14 protein-coding genes are annotated in these 18,204 nt (G+C 53.6%); 12 read left to right on the top strand and 2 right to left on the bottom strand.

All coding sequences use genetic code 11. The features are described 5' to 3' along the window. Positions 1 to 67: 67 nt before the first annotated feature. Positions 68 to 1,054: an ATP-binding cassette domain-containing protein gene (locus L248_RS02050; protein ID WP_245585269.1), complete on the top strand. Its 987-nt coding sequence runs from the start codon at positions 68 to 70 to the stop codon at positions 1,052 to 1,054. Between the two features lie 17 nt (positions 1,055 to 1,071). Next, complete coding sequence (locus L248_RS02055) at positions 1,072 to 3,597, top strand: class III lanthionine synthetase LanKC N-terminal domain-containing protein (RefSeq protein ID WP_155828541.1); 2,526 nt, start codon at positions 1,072 to 1,074, stop codon at positions 3,595 to 3,597. On the opposite strand, the gene L248_RS02060 is transcribed toward L248_RS02055, so the two are convergent. Both L248_RS02060 and L248_RS02065 read right to left on the bottom strand, forming a co-directional pair. Further along, positions 3,594 to 4,508, bottom strand: coding sequence for a helix-turn-helix domain-containing protein (locus tag L248_RS02060; protein ID WP_040534434.1), 915 nt, complete (start codon positions 4,506 to 4,508; stop codon positions 3,594 to 3,596). The genes L248_RS02055 and L248_RS02060 overlap by 4 nt on opposite strands. A 272-nt stretch (positions 4,509 to 4,780) precedes the next feature. Continuing rightward, complete coding sequence (locus L248_RS02065) at positions 4,781 to 5,446, bottom strand: prepilin peptidase (RefSeq protein WP_022528391.1); 666 nt, start codon at positions 5,444 to 5,446, stop codon at positions 4,781 to 4,783. Between the two features lie 93 nt (positions 5,447 to 5,539). On the opposite strand from L248_RS02065, the gene L248_RS02070 reads away from it, so the two are divergent. From L248_RS02070 to fusA, 10 genes are all read left to right on the top strand, one after another. Then, complete coding sequence (locus L248_RS02070) at positions 5,540 to 6,304, top strand: MurR/RpiR family transcriptional regulator (protein WP_022528392.1); 765 nt, start codon at positions 5,540 to 5,542, stop codon at positions 6,302 to 6,304. Between the two features lie 127 nt (positions 6,305 to 6,431). After that, positions 6,432 to 7,889 (top strand): 6-phospho-beta-glucosidase, encoded by a 1,458-nt coding sequence (locus tag L248_RS02075; protein ID WP_022528393.1) that lies wholly within the window; start codon positions 6,432 to 6,434, stop codon positions 7,887 to 7,889. 341 nt (positions 7,890 to 8,230) lie between these two features. Beyond that, on the top strand, positions 8,231 to 11,356 hold the full coding sequence (locus L248_RS02080; protein WP_022528394.1) for a WxL domain-containing protein: 3,126 nt from the start codon (positions 8,231 to 8,233) through the stop codon (positions 11,354 to 11,356). A 206-nt stretch (positions 11,357 to 11,562) separates the two neighbouring features. After that, positions 11,563 to 12,150, top strand: a complete 588-nt coding sequence (locus tag L248_RS02085; protein ID WP_040534439.1) for a TMEM175 family protein — start codon at positions 11,563 to 11,565, stop codon at positions 12,148 to 12,150. A 42-nt stretch (positions 12,151 to 12,192) separates the two neighbouring features. After that, positions 12,193 to 13,107 carry a lactate/malate family dehydrogenase gene (locus tag L248_RS02090; RefSeq protein WP_022528396.1) on the top strand — a complete coding sequence of 305 codons (915 nt, stop codon included), beginning with the start codon at positions 12,193 to 12,195 and terminating at the stop codon, positions 13,105 to 13,107. Positions 13,108 to 13,215: 108 nt separating this feature from the next. After that, complete coding sequence (locus L248_RS02095) at positions 13,216 to 13,533, top strand: DUF4870 domain-containing protein (RefSeq protein ID WP_022528397.1); 318 nt, start codon at positions 13,216 to 13,218, stop codon at positions 13,531 to 13,533. 149 nt (positions 13,534 to 13,682) lie between these two features. Next, entirely contained in the window at positions 13,683 to 14,360 is a 678-nt protein-coding gene (locus tag L248_RS15020; RefSeq protein ID WP_022528398.1) for a CPBP family intramembrane glutamic endopeptidase, read from the top strand. A 420-nt stretch (positions 14,361 to 14,780) separates the two neighbouring features. Next, positions 14,781 to 15,197 carry a 30S ribosomal protein S12 gene (gene rpsL / locus L248_RS02105; protein ID WP_022528399.1) on the top strand — a complete coding sequence of 139 codons (417 nt, stop codon included), beginning with the start codon at positions 14,781 to 14,783 and terminating at the stop codon, positions 15,195 to 15,197. A 44-nt stretch (positions 15,198 to 15,241) separates the two neighbouring features. Continuing rightward, positions 15,242 to 15,712, top strand: a complete 471-nt coding sequence (gene rpsG / locus L248_RS02110; protein ID WP_040534441.1) for a 30S ribosomal protein S7 — start codon at positions 15,242 to 15,244, stop codon at positions 15,710 to 15,712. Positions 15,713 to 15,818: 106 nt separating this feature from the next. Beyond that, positions 15,819 to 17,924, top strand: a complete 2,106-nt coding sequence (gene fusA, locus L248_RS02115) for an elongation factor G (protein WP_022528401.1) — start codon at positions 15,819 to 15,821, stop codon at positions 17,922 to 17,924. Positions 17,925 to 18,204 lie beyond the last annotated feature (280 nt).

Below are 18,204 nucleotides of genomic sequence, written 5' to 3' on the forward strand. Positions count from 1 at the left end.
TTTCCAAGATTTTGTACGTCTCTATCCATTTTCGCCACCTTCATGAATTATTGGGGCTCAGAATTTGGTGGCTAGTCTCCACACTAGCGGTACTGCATTGGCCCGGGTAAGAATCTATCAGAACACTATCGATACAGCATCATCGGTAATAGGGGCGGCCCTCAACGTCACCAGTCAGCTACTAACCACATTCTTAACGGGGTACTTGGCCATTCAGAGAATCACCAGTATTGGCGCCATTATGACGACTGGATCACTTTCAGCCAATGTTTACAATGGTCTGGCCAATTTGGGACCAGAACTTAACACCATCCGTGGAGTGACGCCGCTTTTTAAGAAGTATCATCTGGATGCGCTCAGCCGTCGTACCGATCCGGTTGAGGCAACTGCCACGATCACCAATAACTTAGTAGTGCATCAGTTAACCTATGCTTATGGTAATAAAATGGCGCTGGCCCCGGTGAGTTTTACCGTGCCCTTCCCCAGTAAAGTAGCAATCGTTGGTGACTCAGGCGTAGGCAAGTCGACACTACTCAATATTCTGTCTGGCAAACTGAAGAATTATCAAGGATCGGTGCGACTCGGTACACAGGAGTTAAAGCAGTTGCCACTGGCCGTGGTGCAGGGCCAAGTCCTTTATATTGACCAACTGCCGTATATTTTTAACGAGACCATTCGCTATAATTTAACCCTTGGGGATAACTTCTCTGATGGTGCGATTTGGCACGCCCTGGCTGAAAGCAATCTGGCGGATTATGTCCGTCAATTACCGGCTCGGCTGGACACTTTGGCCGGAGAAAAAGGGCGCCTGTTCTCTGGTGGTCAACGTCAGCGGTTGGCCTTGGCGCGTGGCTTGCTGCGTAACCGGAAGATCCTATTAATCGACGAAGGTACTAGCAGTTTGAATCGGGCTAGTGCCATTGACGTAGAGGACCAATTTCTCAGTTTACCGTCAGTGACCGTGCTTTTTGTGACACATCAGTTGCATCCAGAAAATCGAGACCGTTTTGATCAAATAATTCAGTTGCACAGTCCGGACACACAGCAACAGTAAAGGGGGTTAAGATCGTGTTGTATAACTTGATTGAGATAGCACAGGTAAACAAGTTTCTTGCTCATCACTACTCCATTCGCTTCGATAGTGCGTGGCTGTACTTGCGGGGACCGCAACCACTCCCACAGCAAGGCTGGAAAATTCATATTTCCGTTACCATTGATCACTTTGCGGAAACGGTCGCGCAGATTGTGCCAGTCGTGTTGCGGCATCAGTGTTGGTTTAAAGTGCCAATCACGCAGCACGCATTACTGATGTTGACATCGGGTGCAGTGGATTATGTTGAGACGGGGAAAATCATCACCATATATTTACCACACCCGTCAGTGGATCGCTTGACTGCGATGGTTCAAGCACTCGCTGCAGTGGTACCGTGTACGTGGCATGTTTCTGTGCCGACTGATGTCGAATACGATCGAACTAATATTTATTTGCGTTATGGCACGTACTATCCCCATTATCAAATTGACGATCACGGTCAACGGTATCCATGTTTGCGTAATCCGGCTGGAAATGTTGAACGTGATGTCTATGCCGTGGGTCATGATCGACCGGCTTGGGTAACCCCGTTACCGATAATCCAGCACCATCAACACCGTCAAAGTGACATATTGGGTCATATCCCGTTAAGACAGTTGGGGATCACGCACCCACAAATTATTCGCAAAGACGCTAAAAATACAGTGTTTGCCGTCCAATATAATAAATCACCGGCGATTCTGAAATTGAGTAAAGCTAATCAATTAATTGATGGCGGCACGTGTGCACTGGATCGTGCCGCCAGTGAATCACTGATTATGCGGAAATTGGCTGGTAAAGTGCGTATCCCGCAGGTTCTCTTGCGGCTGGAAAGCAACCAGCGATACTTGCTTGTGGAGCAGGCAGTAACGGGAGATTCGCTGCAGACGTTAATGGGGCGGATGCGGTTAGTCGATTCCCAGCGCGAAAAGAAGATGATTAGAGTTGTGCAGTCACTGTTGCAGCAGCTGACGGTAATTCACGGTTGCGGTATCGTCTACGGTGATTTGTCGTTGGGCAATGTATTTGTCGGTGCTCAGAATCAAGCAATATTAATTGATTTCGATACATCATCATTCGCGAGTGATCGGATACCGCCTAAAGGCGGCACGCCTGGTTTTTTCACTTATGGCCGGGGGAGTGAGCTTGGTCGCCGGACAGTGGCGAATGACACCTATGCTTTTGGTGCATTGCTCTATTATATGGCCACGTCGTTTTTACCGCTTTACAGTGAGATGTTAGATAATCTAGGTCGCTTCTACAGTAAGATGGGACGTATCGTGGCGTTGACGGCAACTACGTCTACCCAATATCACTTGGGTACACTGGGAATCTGGATCATGGCCCATAAGAATACGGCGGACGATGAAATCCGTCGTCGCTTAACTTCTGCGGAGAGAGTTCCCAACATACCTCGGCAACTAACGATAGAATCGTGTCAGCCAGCCCGTTTAACTGATTTGGCTCAGCAGTACATTCGTAGCAGGATTCAGCAGTTTGATTATCGACAAAAGTATGAACTGCTGGGGGCCGGGGTTTTCCCGAGAACGACCGGTTATGTGAGTCTAAACCAAGGCATCATAGGCCTGTTATTGGTAATACTGTCCTATACAGAGCAGACCGGCGATCGGCAATTCATTTCAGACCTGAGGAGGATTCTGGATTGGATCGAAGAATCTTACCCGAATCCAGTCAACGAACATCCTGGAATGGTAAATGGCAATATTTTACTGACCCAGGTGATTTCCCATTACGCTGCTATTACGAATGACCATACAGACCAGGAGTACGCGTCTGCAATCAGCCAAGCAGCTATCAACCACGAATATCATGATTCAAACATGATATATTCACTGACGGATGGTGACATTGGCATTGCTGCTGTATTTTTGGAAGGACGGGTCGATGACCCCAACATCCGGAGGTTCTGCAGGACGATGGCGGAGGATTGCGTTGACTTGATCACGGATACCACAGCATGGACCAGCTTCAAGAAGGCAGCGCCGGATAAATATGGATTGGACCGGGGAATTTGTGGGATTGGCATTTTTCTTACTCGTTACGTTGACCACTTCCCTTCAGCTAAGGTTGACGCAGCGTTAGCTGAGATTGTCGAAGAGTGCCGCCCATTGCTTAAGCAGAACCAGGGAAAAAGCCATGTTCTCAGTCTATCGAACTGGAAATGCTTAGCGGCGTTCTTCATTGTGTACGGACGACACAACCGGCAATATGCTGACGTAGGCGCTCTGATTTTGCATGCGATTGACCGGCAGCATCAATACCACTTTGCCAATATGCGCTGGGGCGTGGCTGGCCTGTTGATCTTAGCCGAGGCGGTTAATGACCAGCCATTGATCAAAAAATATCGGCAACTGCTTTTGGCCAGTGCCTCGGTCCGCAACAATACACTGGTATGGCCATTACCTTGGCAAGTCTATGTCACCAACGACTCTTTCCTGGACGGGACGGCAGGTATCTATTGGTCGCTTCTGCACTCCCTAACAGTATTGAGCACGCAGGCTTAAGATTGGTTCTGATTAGTACTACGATTCTTACCTTTTTTATTGGTATCAAGGTCAGAAAAAGACCGGTGTTGGTGTTCAATGTCGGTTCGGATCGTCCCTACGTTTAGAAATCTCATGACAGTCATTAATTGTCCATAGGCCTTGTGGTACTCAAATGTACTGGACGTCAAGTGATGGTAAACGATTTGGAGGTGTTTAAGGAGGAAAAAGTCTTCAGCAGCATACATCGCGTCGGGGTCTTGTTCGAGCAGGTTGATGAGGGATTGGGCAGGAGCCAAGGCATGGTGATAGAGCAGCATTGCTAGGATGTTCAACTGGATGTTAGCCACTGTCTGGCCATTATTGGCTGTTCTCCTGTATTCAGCTGTTTTCTTCAGGATTGCGACTGAATAATTGATCAACGTTGGAACGTCGCAGAATGGAATGGCAAACAAAAATAAAGTCAAATCGGCTTGCAGCCAATCCTCAGTCTGGGCCAAATGGGCGAGGACGACGGCAACATCCCTTGGTTGTGTTTTGGTGTCCTCAATGGTTGCAAGCGCGCATTCAGCAGCAATCTTTTTAAGGAGGTGAGGATCGTGAATAGAATTGGACGAGGTCACTTGCTTCGCTTCATCTTCCAGCATGTTCTCAATCGTTCCCACGTTACCGGAAGCTTCTGCACGCTTCAATTGATTGAAGTAATGCTGGGTCGGGGTCCATGAAAAATGCCGTACGCGGTACATGAATTCCGGAAGCGTGATTTGCATTCTGTCAAGCAGCGCAACCAGTTTGAGGAACGTGATATTGCACTGTCCCCGTTCAAATTTGGATAAGAACGACTTTGTAACGATTCCACGGCTCACGTAATCCAATGTTAAGTGTCGGGCTTCGCGAAGCTCACGAACAGCTGCTCCTAATTCAGAATTCATAATTCAGGCCCCCTGTTCTCATCATTGTAGCACACCTGATATTCGTGGACGGCACTTATTTGGAAACCGCCGGGGTTGGAAGAAACCCGTGGTGATGGAATGGTCAAGGGACTATACTTTAGGCAAGGAGAATAATAATGAAAGCCTTAATGTTAAAAGCTCTGTTAGCTGTAGTGCTTACTTTACCTGTAATTATTGTACCTACTCCTGAAAGCAACGTGCCTTCGAGTACGCCGACGGTAAGTATGATGGCAAGCAAATGAAACCCATTTCTACACGTGTATTCTGTGCGCCAGTAAAGTGAACATGGCCACCAGCAGCACCGGTAAAAACGGCATCTGCTGGTTTGTGTCAGACTTGCGCATCAAAATCAATATGATCCCCAAGCCACTACCAGTCAGTAGCCATATCAAGATTGGCGTCAGCCCAAAAAGCAGAGCTGCAAGAGTGATGACCTCCCAATCCCCGTCGCCCAGCTTGTGCAGGGCCACCGGCAGGGCGCCGGCGGCCAGCACAGCAAGGGCCGGCCACCAGTGCAGTTCACGCCAAGCGAGTGCAACACAAACCGCAGCGCCCAGCCAGAACCAGCCGTCGGTGAAGTTGTACCGGTAGGCATCGCTGGCGGCGAGACCGCTCAACAGGATGGCAAAAGCAATCACCGCCGGCGGCTGGCCGACCAGGACGGGGCCGCCAATGGCCCCGACGACTTCGGCGTACCAAGTCAGCGGGTCGATGGCCGCGCGGCAAGTGCGGCACCGCCCCCGGCGCACCAAGAAACTGACAACGGGGATGTTATCCTGCCACACCAGCTGCGTCCGGCAGGCCGGACAATACGATCGGGCCGGCTGGGGCTGTGGTTGGGTACTGCGCCAGGCCTGGCACATAACGAAGGACGCCCAGCAGGTACCGAGCAGACTGGCCACTAAGTAGATCATCATTTCTCACCTCACAGTACATTACGCAAGCGCGGCTGTTCCGTGCGAAGAAATTGCTGTATTCTAAAGAAAAGATGTTCGAAAGGACGGGGCGCGATGTTTCCCTACGAAAAAGTGACGGAACTGAACGGGTTGGAGAACGAGGTCTACGCGTACATCACCAAGCACCGGGACGCAGTGGAGAACATGACCATCCGAGCGGTGGCTGATGCCGCCCATGTGTCCACGACGACCATTCTGCGCTTCGTCACCAAGATGGGCTACGCCGGCTTCTCTGAGCTGAAGTTTGCCCTCAAGCAGGACCGGCTCAACCAGGAGCACCAGCAGCACCCGGAGCAGTACGACATCACCGTGCCCCTGGCGGACTTTTTCAGAAAGGTGACCACCGATGACTTCGGTGCCTTGCTGGACAAGGCGGTGGACTGGCTGGCGGCGGCCCGGGAAATCTTCACTTTTGGTATTGGCAGCAGCGGTTACCTGGCGCAGTACGGTGCCCGCTACATTGCCAATACGGGGAAACTTACCCTGCCGATCCTGGACCCCTTTCAGCCCTTGACTAATGGGTCGGACGTGCTGGCAGACTCGGTCTTTCTTATCCTGTCCGTCTCCGGGGAGACCAAGGAAGTCTTGGACATGGTCAGTCAGATTCGGCGCACGCCGGCCAAGGTGATTGCGGTGACTAACCGAGCTAATTCCCCCTTAGCCCACCTTTCTGACTTGGTGATCGCGTACTACATGCCGGAGATCAAGAACGGTACGTTGAACAACACCACCCAGGTGCCGGTGGTCTATCTTCTGGAATTGCTGGGCCACCGGCTGGAACTGCGCGAATCCGCCAAACGGCAAGCCCATACGGAATAACAAGTCACCCGGTAAGGAACATATTTTGTTCCTCGCCGGGTGTTTTATTTGGTTAAGAATGTGTAGGCAGTGACCGCGCTGTGCCGTACACTGACGAAGAAAGCATGAAGAAAGGCGGAACACAACAATGAGCGGATTACCGAAGGACTTTTTATGGGGCGGCGCGGTGGCGGCCCACCAATTGGAGGGCGGCTGGCAGGCCGGCGGAAAGGGCGTTAGTGTGGCCGACGTGATGACCGCGGGCGGCAATGGCGTGGGCCGGCGAATCACAGACGGTGTCCAGCCCGGTGAGAATTATCCGAATCACGAGGCGATTGATTTCTACCATCACTACAAAGACGACGTGAAGCTGTTTGCTGAGTTGGGGCTGAAGGCGTTCCGGACTTCTATCGCTTGGACCCGCATCTATCCTAAAGGGGACGAAACCGAACCGAACGAGGCGGGCTTGCAGTTTTACGATGACTTGTTCGACGAATTGCTGAAGTATGGTATTCAGCCGGTGATCACCCTTTCTCACTTCGAAATGCCCTACCACTTGGTGACGGAATACGGCGGCTGGCGGGACCGGCGGGTGATCGACTTCTTCGTCCGCTTCGCCACCACCGTCTTCACCCGCTACAAGGATAAGGTCAAGTACTGGATGACCTTCAACGAGATCAACAACCAGACGGAGTACAACGGCACCTTCGCCCTGTTCACCAATTCCGGTATTCAGCTGAAGCCGGGGGAGAATGCGGAGCGGGTGATGTACCAGACCGCTCATTACGAGACGGTTGCCAGCGCCTTGGCCGTGCAGATCGGCCACCGCATCAATCCCGCGTTCCAAATCGGGGCCATGATCGCCATGGTGCCCATCTATCCGGCCAGCCCCGATCCTCGGGACGTCTTCAAGGCCGAGCGGGCGATGCAGACACGGTACTGGTTCGCCGATGTTCAAGCCAAGGGCCGCTATCCGGAGTGGCTGCGGCAGTACCAGAAGAATGCGGGGTTCGACTTGGATATCACCTTGCCCGACTTGGACGTGCTCCAGGCGGGGACGGTGGATTACATCGGCTTCAGCTACTACATGTCCTTCGCCGTCAAGGCCCAGCGGGACGAGCCGAAGAGCTTCAAGTACGTCGAAGGCCGCGACGGCGTGGAGAATCCCACCGTGGCCCGGTCAGAATGGGGCTGGCAGATCGATCCGCAAGGCTTGCGCTACGCCATGAACTGGTTCGCCGACCGCTATGACCTGCCCCTCTTCATCGTTGAGAACGGCTTCGGGGCCATCGATAAGAAAGAACCCGACGGCAGCGTCCACGACCCGTACCGGGTGGACTACTTGCGCCGGCACATTGAACAGATGGAGCTGGCCGTGGAAGAAGACGGTATTCCCTTGATTGGCTACACCCCTTGGGGCTTCATCGACCTGGTCTCCGCCGGCAGCGGCCAGATGGATAAGCGTTATGGGTTCATCTACGTGGATAAGAACGACGCCGGTGAGGGGACGCTGGCTCGTTCGAAGAAGGATTCCTTCTATTGGTACCAGCATGTGATCGAGACGAACGGGGCCGACCTGAATGGCGGCCGACCGCCGCGCGCGTAATTGTTTTTCAGACCGCCTTCCGGGCGGTCTTTTTTTGCTGCCAGAGAATTACCCAAATGGTTCATCCGAGTCTTGAACCGGTCCCTAAGCGGCTGCAACCGGTTATATAGTTGTTATTTTTTAGATTCTCAAAAGTGGGATAAATGGTACAATGGGAAATGCGTCTAGGAAACATATGGGCGATTGCATTTGTGGGTAGAGTGGAATGAAAGGGAATACAGCAAAACTGTAGAGCTCATTCTGGGAAAACGGGTTTGCAAATTGTTTGGATTGTAAACATCTGCAATCATGTTATATTTCGGGGCATTGTACCATGTCGTCAGCTTTTGGGGGTTTGTTCGATGGATAAGATGTTGCTGCATCGCATGAGCGTGCGGTTTTTCAAATACTTGATGGTGGTTGTCAGCAGCCTGCTACTTTTTGCTTTAGCAGGCCAGCCGGTGCAAGCGGCGTCCCAAAACGGGACTGCCGCTGGGACGGCGAATAACGTTGTGCGAGATCCCGCTTATCCCGTGTGGGTCTACCAAGCAGTCGTCGGCACGCCCTATACCCCGCAACAATTCTTAAGTTTACCGCTGGCGCACCAGCAAGCACTGCTCGCCCAATTGCATCCGGAGATTGATCCCGGCGTAGCGGCGGCTACCGCTTCTATCGGCAGTCAGCTGACTAGCAGCGCGCCCGCAGCCGCATCGTCATCCGTCTTGGCCCAGTCGGCCCAGACGATGGCGGTCACCGGGGCGACGGCAGTTGCGGCGAATACATACCTGGAATCTGTGCCCACCAGTGCGGGGGTGGTTACTGCGCAGATGACTGGCAGCGGTGTCGCCGGAATTGCGACAACGGGTATCAACCGGGGAACAATGACGGACGCAGAGCTCAGTCAGTTCCAGGCCAGCAGTTTCAACGTCACGACGGCGGCACCGTTGACCGCGAGTGAGGTGACCGTGGCTTACAACAATACCGCACCGTACACGCTGACTTTGACGTTAACCGCGGCGGCACTAACGAAGCTCACGTATCAAGGGGTCCCGGTGACACTGACGGCGCACAATGCCGCCGGGACCAAGGCGTTGCACATTGTCTTCAACGTCTGGCAGCCGGACATCGAACGTTCCCACGGCAGCATCAACTTGGGCAACGGGTTGGCCTTTCAATACATGTATGGCGAGTATTACAACGGCGATAATACGCACAGTACGGATGTGCCGATCCTGCCCCAGTGGGTCGATATTCCGAACGTGAATTTGTTAGACACGTCGGGCACGACGCCGATCCGTTATTCTGGAACGTACAATGATTTGAGCAATGATTCCAATGCACCCAACTGGTTTGGTTATTATCACGTTACCGCGCTGCCGGATAAGTCCAAATGGTCTGGCGACCGCCAGCCCACGACCTCGTCTTTGATCATCGGCATGAAGGACGCAGCGGCCGTCTCTATTGGTCAGACGGGGAATGATTTCAGGCCGACTTTTCAATTTGATGATATCAAACACGTGCATATGTACACCGACCCGGATAATGACAATATCTTGCATCTGGATTACGACGGGTACATTACGAGTGCTGCTAAATTGAATTATTTAGGGCTGGGAAGCCTGGACCAAGTCGTTTTGAATGTCCAGAGTACTCTGTCCCCCAGCTCCGACGGCGGTCAGATGGCAATGGATGAGACGGTCACGAATCCGCAGACAATCAACGGTGTGCCCAATACTACCCAGGACCTGAAGGGCATCTATTTCTTGCGAACTTACGACACGGCGTTCAACCATTATCCGGCAAACGCACCCAGTCAAAAGAATCAAGCGGACAATACGCCGATTTATTACAGCCCGGCAGCCCCCTCCGGTCCCTTGAAGGGCAAGGTGCCTGGGTTTTACATTCAGACCAGCGCCAGTTCAACCGAAAAAAATCCTAACATCGACATCCAGTACAATTTCAATAGTCCATACGGACCGGATGGCTGGTTGGGGACAAACATGCTGCCGGTGGACCAGAATATTTCTGCCATTTATGTGAATGGCAACCCCAGTACCACCCAAATTGGTGAAGACATTTCTGCCTCGGGTTGGGATTATCGCTTTGACAACCCGACCCTAGTGTTTAATTCGCCCACGGATCCTGGTATGGCTGCCAATCCTTTCACGGTACCGACCAGTACAGATGGGGCTTACGGGGCCAAACAACCGGGGAAAGTGGCCTTCAAACGAACGAAGAGCAGCGGAGACACAGGAATCGCCATGAAGTGGTCCCCGGTGGACCTGGCCCCCGGAGAGGCCAAACGCATGCAGTTCAACGCGACGATCAACAGTGCCCAGCCCCCCAAAATCACGGTGGCCAGTAAGACACTGACTATTCCTCAGGGGGCTTCTGCCACCGCTGTGGCAGGTTTGCTGCAAGGCGGTGTATTCGATTCTAATTCGCAAAAGGTCAATATTTACGCGTCCACGACGGCGCCGGACATGACCGAGAGTGCCGCGGCGCTGGCGGCGGATACGGTGCACAATGTGAAATTAACGGCTACCCCGTTGGATTACAGTACCACCAGTAATGATCAAAATCCGCCGCATACCACCTGGCTGGCCTTTCCCCAGTCCGTACTCACCAACATCCTGGATCAAATCAACGATGGCGGCACACATCAGCTGTATCTGTTTGCCATCGATGTCCCCGGGACGGCCACTGATCCGCAGTATTCCCAAGCGGATCCGCTCGTGTCCAACTTGGCAACGGTGACGGTCAACCCTGAAGCCAGTGCCACGATCAAGTTTGTTGACCCCGACGGGAATCAAGTGCCGGGGACCAAAACATATACCAAGACAGGACGCGCGGGCACGGCGTATAATTTTGCTGATACGAGTGCGGCGGATCTGACGACCAGTGCTGCGACGGTGCTGACCGGGCACGCGCCCGCGACGGTGGGCACGGCGCCAACCTATCGCTTGGCGCCGGCCAGTCAGCAGCCAGCCGCCATCAAAGGGACGCTGCCAATCGACGGCGTAACGATCAACATTGTCTATTTGCCGCAATACTTGGAATTGGTTCCCCCTGCTTTGGACTTTGGGCAAAACCCGGTGCCCACGGTGCAGACGACTTATAACAACACCGGCCAGGATGGCAACAAGTTCACGATTACCGATTACCGGAGCGGGTCAGAGCGGGCAGAATCACTGAACCTGACCGCGCAGATGACACCCTTTCAGACGGCGGGGCAGTCGCCCCTGACCGCACTGCAGCTTGTTTACCAATACAGTCAGAGCACGTCACCGGTCACCCTCACGCCCAGTACCGATGCATACGGCCCAGTTCAAACGATTGCCGCCGGTTTTAGCGGTACAGGGGATCAGTACACGATCGACTTTGCCAAGATTCAATTGACCAGCTCCGCCCGTTCTGCAGCCAATCCAATCAAGGCCGGCGCTCAGTATACGGCGACCGTTCAGTACACCATTACTGACGGTTTGTGATATCGATCAGATCATCTAACGGGCAGCGCTCACGGCTGCTCGTTTTTTGTTTGCTCGGCCAGTGGACCGGCGTAATCCCGGCTGCCACTGCCGGGGGGGGGGGATGATTACCCGCGGAATTGAGCGGTACTGAGGTCAAAATAGGTTATTTCTTTCTTTGCTCTTGTATACTATAGGTGAAGAAACAATGGAGAGGAAACGAAACAATGCCGAAACAACGTCTGGAAGCATTCACCGATGCCATCTTTGCCATTATCATTACCGTGATGGTGCTGGAACTGCATGCACCAGAGAGCGGGGCGCTGAGTGCCCTGTGGGGGCTGCGCCACATCTTTACGATCTACCTCGTGTCTTTCCTGATCCTGGCAGTTTATTGGAACAACCACCACCATCTATTTCAAATTGTCCGCAGTATCGACGGCGCTGTCCTGTGGGCCAATACGTTTTTCATTCTGTTCGTCTCGCTGTTTCCCTTTGCGACCGCTTGGGTGGGGGAGAACCATGTGGACAGTTACGGCCCGGAGATGCTTTTTGGGGTCATCATCTTTCTCATGGATGCCATGTTCTTCGTCCTTATCCGCACGTTGATCCACGCCGATGGGACGAATCCGGAGATCCGCAAGCTGGTTGGCCAAGGCTACAACAAGCCCTACATTTCCATGGCTGGCAACCTGGTGGCCATCTTACTAGCCTTCGTCTGGCCGCCGCTGACCATCATCGTCGACGTCTTGCTCCTCGCCTTGTGGGTCCTGCCGGAACGGCGCATCGAACGCCACGTCACCCGCACCCGATAGCGGTATAATCAGTGCAAGCAGTGAAGAAAGGGGTTTTCTAATATGGCAAGAACGATTGGTGTTATTGGTATTGGGCACGTGGGGGTCACGACCAGCTTCAATATCGTCACGAAGGGGCTGGCGGACACCCTGGTGATCATCGACAACAAGCCCGGCTGGGCCGAGGCCGAGCGGCTGGATCTCGCGGACAGCCTCGGCGGGCTGAGTACTTACACGGAGATCGTGGCCAATGATTACAGCCGCCTGCGGGATGCGGACGTGGTGATCTTCAGCGGCGGCGACATCAGCGTGATTCAAAACGGTGACCGCAACTCGGAAATCAAGAGTACCAAGGCAGCCATCGACGATGCCGCACCGCAGCTGGCGGCGTCCGGCTTCCACGGCGTCCTGATCGATATCAGCAATCCCTGCGACGTGGCGGTGACCTATTGGCAGCAGCAGCTGAATCTGAACCGCAACCAGATCATCGGCACGGGCACGGCGCTTGATACCTACCGGATGCGCCGGGCGGTGGCGGCGGCAATGCACGTCAACGTCGCCGATGTCCGCGGCTTCAACCTGGGGGAGCACGGCGAGTCCCAGTTCACCGCCTGGTCGACGGTGCGGGTGAACAACGACCCCATTACCGATTTGCCGGATTTCAATATGAAGGATCTCAACGAGGCAGCGCGGCTGGGCGGCTGGCAGATCTTCAGCGCCAAGCATTATACCAACTTCGGTATCGCCACCATTGCCTGCGAGATGGCCGGCGCGGTCATGAGCGATGCGCACCGCATCTTCCCGTGCTCGTCCTACGATGACGATTACGGCGTCAGCATCGGCCATCCCACGATGATTGGCCGCGGCGGTGTCATTAGCCACCCGGCCATGCGCTTGACCAGCGATGAAGTGCAGAAATATGCCCACTCGGCGACGACGATCAAAGAAAATTTGGCGAAGCTGCAGGCGTTGGGTTAACAAAACAAAACTGGATCCCGAGAGTATGCGGTAATGCAAATCGTGCCTTGGCCCGTTTTCTGCCAGAATTTGGTCACACCGCAATGACAAATGAAAGGCGTGAGCCTAATGGAAGAACACAAAATCGTTAATGGCTTGTCCTACCTCTCAATCATATTTGCACCAATCCTGTTCCCCCTGATCGTGTGGGTGGTGGCTGACAACGGCAGTGACATGGTTGCGACTGCCAAACGCGCGTTATTGCTGCATTTGATTCCCACCGCTTTGACGATTGTTTTGGCGATCTTCTTTATCCCTGTCGCGATCACGGGCGGCAATATGGCGACGAGTATCGTGGGAATTGTGCTCGTCGCGGCAGCGTTCGCCATTGATTTGGCCATGGTGGTCTATAACATCGTCTTGGGCGTCAAGATTCTGATTGCATAAGACGCTGCGGCGAGAGAGGCATGACACTGTCCCATCGATGCCGCAGTAGGCGCCACTCTGAGCAATTCCGATACGGTCACTGCCCCAGGCATGTTATACTCTGCACAAGTGGAGAAACCTCGGTGTCAGCGCGAAGGACGGGGGTTGGCATGAATACAGCGGGTAAGAAAATTGGCCGTGTGGTGATCGGCTTTCTGATTTTGGCCGGTCTCTTTTTGGCCGATCAAATTGTAATGACCGTGCTGGTATTTTCCGGTATGCTGAACGGGCTCACCAGTATTTTGGTCAGTGTCGCCATCGGGTTCGGCGTCGGCTTTGTTGCGCTGTATCATTATTTAACGGCCCGGGAAACCAAGCTGTGGACAGCCTTTTTCCGGCCATTGGCGCATGGCGGCGGGAAGACACTTTTAAAAGGCTATTTGGCTACGGTGGTGGGAACGGGCATCATCACTGGTCTTTTCTGGCTCATTCCCGGCGGCTTGCCGATGACGAAGCAGGCCGTCAAGACGAATCTTTTGCCTCAAGCCAAGCTGACCGTCGTTTTCATCATCATGGTGGTGATATTTGCCCCATTATTTGAAGAAATCATCTTTCGCGGGGTTCCGTGCTACATCTTTCCCCGTCTTAATCCAGTTATTTTTGTTGCGGTGACGGCGATAATCTTTTCGCTTGCCCATGCCCCAACGAATCTCTACAGCTTTGCTGCGCGACTCTGGATGGGTCTGACATTTGGCTGGACATTTCTTCAAACGAACGACATTCGGACAGACATGGCAGTGCATAGTTTATGGAATTTGACTGCGGTCGTGGTGGCACTGCTGCTATGAGGAAATCGATTGCACCGCGCGCCTGTGTGGGTATTTTTGCGGCGTGCTCTGGGAACATTTTGTCTTTCAAGCTGGCAGACTAAGGTGGATGTGCCGCTTCAAAATGAGGAGTCTCGCGCGGCTCTCAGTGCAAAGCCTTCGGCCCGGGGATGTTTGGTGTTGCATAAGCGGGCTTCCGCGAGCAGGCTGTCCGGCTGCGCTCTCCATAATCCTTGTTGACGCCGCCCCGCCGGCATGGTATTATTTTCAAGGTGCTTTTTCATCCAGTGTTTCCAAAAGTCGGAACGTGCTGAACTGATTGATGGGCATTATGAAAGTGAATATCCAGGGATTTTCCTATTTTTTTAGACAATGGGGCACGCCTGGATATGTGGACAACGAAACCAAATCAATTTAAAACTTGGAAGGAGACCCCTATACATGCCAACAATTAACCAATTGGTACGTCAAGGTCGTAAATCTCGTACAACCAAGTCCGATGCCCCGGCATTGAACTTCGGCTACAACAGTATGAAGAAACAGCTGACAGATAACCCCGCACCCCAGAAGCGCGGTGTGGCTACGCGTGTCGGCACCATGACGCCGAAGAAGCCGAACTCCGCCCTGCGGAAGTACGCTCGTGTGCGCCTTTCTAACTTAATCGAAGTCACCGCTTATATTCCTGGTATCGGCCACAACCTGCAGGAGCATAGTGTGGTCTTGATCCGTGGCGGCCGTGTCAAGGACCTCCCTGGTGTACGTTACCATATCGTCCGCGGCGCGCTCGATACCGCTGGTGTGGACGGCCGGATGCAAGGCCGTTCCAAGTACGGTGCTAAGCGCCCGAAGAAGAAGTAATTCGTTTCACCTAATCAAGTAAACGTACAGGAGGTTTTTACACAATGCCAAGAAAAGGACATGTCGCGACACGCGATGTATTGCCTGACCCGATTTATAATTCAAAACTCGTATCCCGTTTGATCAACCACTTGATGTATGACGGCAAGCGGGGGACCGCAGCAACGATCCTCTACCACGCCTTTGACATCGTTAAGGAACAAACCGGTAACGACCCCTTGGAAGTCTTCGAACAAGCAATGAAGAACGTAATGCCTGTTCTGGAAGTCAAGGCTCGTCGGATCGGCGGTTCCAACTACCAGGTGCCTATCGAAGTACGGCCGGAACGCCGGACCACGCTGGGTATGCGCTGGATCGTCAATTATGCGCGTTTGCGCGGCGAACACTCCATGGAGGAGCGCTTGGCCGGTGAAATCATGGACGCAGCCAACAACACTGGCGCGGCTGTGAAGAAGCGCGAAGATACCCATAAGATGGCCGATGCCAACCGGGCATTTGCACATTATCGGTTCTAATCGACGCTGTTGGCTATTCCTTGGACGCTCTTTGGTTCACCGGATAGCCAACTTTTGCACCTTGTGAAATTTCTAGTATTAGTATTGGAAGGAGAAACATTAATTCATGGCAAATACGCGTGAATTCCCCCTGGCCAAAACCCGTAACATCGGGATCATGGCCCATATCGATGCGGGGAAGACGACCACGACTGAACGTATTCTGTATTACACCGGTAAGATCCACAAGATCGGTGAAACCCACGAAGGGGCTTCACAGATGGACTGGATGGCGCAAGAGCAGGAACGTGGGATCACGATTACTTCCGCGGCCACAACGGCCCAGTGGAAGGATCACCGGATCAACATTATCGATACCCCGGGGCACGTGGACTTCACAATTGAAGTGGAGCGTTCCTTGCGGGTCCTCGATGGTGCGATCACCGTCCTGGATGCTCAGTCTGGTGTAGAACCGCAGACAGAAAACGTTTGGCGCCAAGCGACCACTTACAGCGTGCCGCGGATCGTGTTCGTCAATAAGATGGATAAGATCGGTGCGGACTTCGATTATTCCGTACAAACGCTGCACGACCGCTTGGGTGCGAATGCTCACGCCGTACAAATGCCAATCGGGGCTGAAGATTCATTCGAAGGGGTCATTGACCTGATCGAAATGAAGGCGGACTTGTATGACGAGGACGAGCTGGGCACGAAGTGGGACACTGTGGATGTCCCCGCGGAATACCTGGAGCAAGCCAAGAAGCGCCGTACTGAACTGGTTGAGGCCGTCGCTGATGTTGATGACGACATCATGGAGAAGTACTTGGAAGGCGACGAAATCAGCAACGACGAACTGCGGGCTGCGATTCGCCGGGCCACCATCGACTTGAAGTTCTACCCGGTATTAGCGGGTTCTGCCTTCAAGAACAAGGGTGTCCAGATGCTGCTGGATGCTGTTGTTGACTACCTGCCGTCTCCTTTGGACGTCAAGCCATACAACGCCAAGGATCCTGAAACCGGCGAAGCCGTTGAGCTGACCGCCGGCGACGATAAGTCCTTCGCGGCGTTGGCTTTCAAGATTGCCACCGACCCGTTCGTTGGCCGTCTGACCTATATCCGTGTCTACACGGGCTCTCTGGAATCCGGGTCTTACGTGCAAAACGCGACCAAGGATGTCCGGGAACGGGTTGGCCGTCTGCTGCAAATGCACGCCAACCACCGTCAGGAAATCCCCGAAGTCTTCTCCGGTGATATTGCGGCCGCCATTGGTTTGAAGAACACCACCACCGGTGACTCTTTGACCGATCCGGACCACCCGCTGATCCTCGAATCTCTGGAAATTCCGGACCCTGTTATCCAAGTGTCCATCGAGCCTGATTCCAAGGAAGATCAGGACAAGCTGGATAACGCCATTCAGAAGCTTTCTGAAGAAGACCCGACCTTCCAGGCCGAGACCAATCCAGAAACTGGCCAAACGCTGATCGCCGGCATGGGCGAGCTGCACTTGGACATCATGGTGGACCGGATGCGCCGTGAATTCCACGTGTCCGCCAAGGTCGGCGAACCGCAAGTTGCTTACCGTGAGACCTTCACGAAACAAACCAGTGCGCAAGGCCGGTTCGTTCGTCAGTCCGGTGGTAAAGGCCAATATGGTGATGTTTGGATCGAGTTCACTCCGAACGATCGCGGCGCTGGCTTCGAATTCGAAGACGCCATCGTCGGCGGTGTTGTTCCCCGGGAATACATTCCGGCCGTTGAACAGGGTCTGAAGGAAGCCATGGCCAATGGTGTCCTTGCCGGCTACCCGCTGATCGACGTCAAGGCTAAGCTTTATGATGGGTCTTACCACGAAGTCGATTCCTCCGAAGCGGCGTTCAAGGTCGCTGCTTCGCTGGCCCTGCGGAATGCTGTTCCGACAGCCGGTGCAGTCATCCTCGAACCGATCATGAAGGTCGAAGTCGTTATGCCTGAAGAATACTTGGGCGACGTCATGGGCCAGATCAATGGTCGCCGGGGTCAGATCGACGGTATGGAAGACCGCGGCAATGCCAAGGTCATCAACGCCTTCGTTCCCCTGGCTGAGATGTTCGGTTACGCGACGACGCTGCGGAGTGCTACTCAAGGCCGTGGTACGTTCACGATGACCTTCGACCACTACTCTGCAACACCGAAGAGTATCCAAGAAGAAATCATCAAGAAGAACGGCGGCAACAATTCTCCTCGCGAGAACTAATCTGCTAAGTCGTTAACAAAGCACCCCCAACGGTTACCCAGTATAATGTGGGTAGTTGTTGGGGGTGTTTTTTTAGAGAGGGTGGAGCCGAGCGGTTAGGCCACCTGGGCTAAGCGGCCCCAAGCCGAAAAGCCCCGCACTTGGGCTTTTTGGCTTGGGGTCCTTAGACCATGGTGGCCTGCTCGGCGGAACCCGTTTGGGGAAGCCGCCCGGCAAGGGAAAAACCCGCACTTAGGTTTTACCCTTGCCCCGCCTTATCCCCTAGCTTCTGGGCCGCGGA

Origin of the sequence: Schleiferilactobacillus shenzhenensis LY-73 (genome assembly GCF_000469325.1) — a bacterium.
Lineage (GTDB): Bacteria > Bacillota > Bacilli > Lactobacillales > Lactobacillaceae > Schleiferilactobacillus > Schleiferilactobacillus shenzhenensis.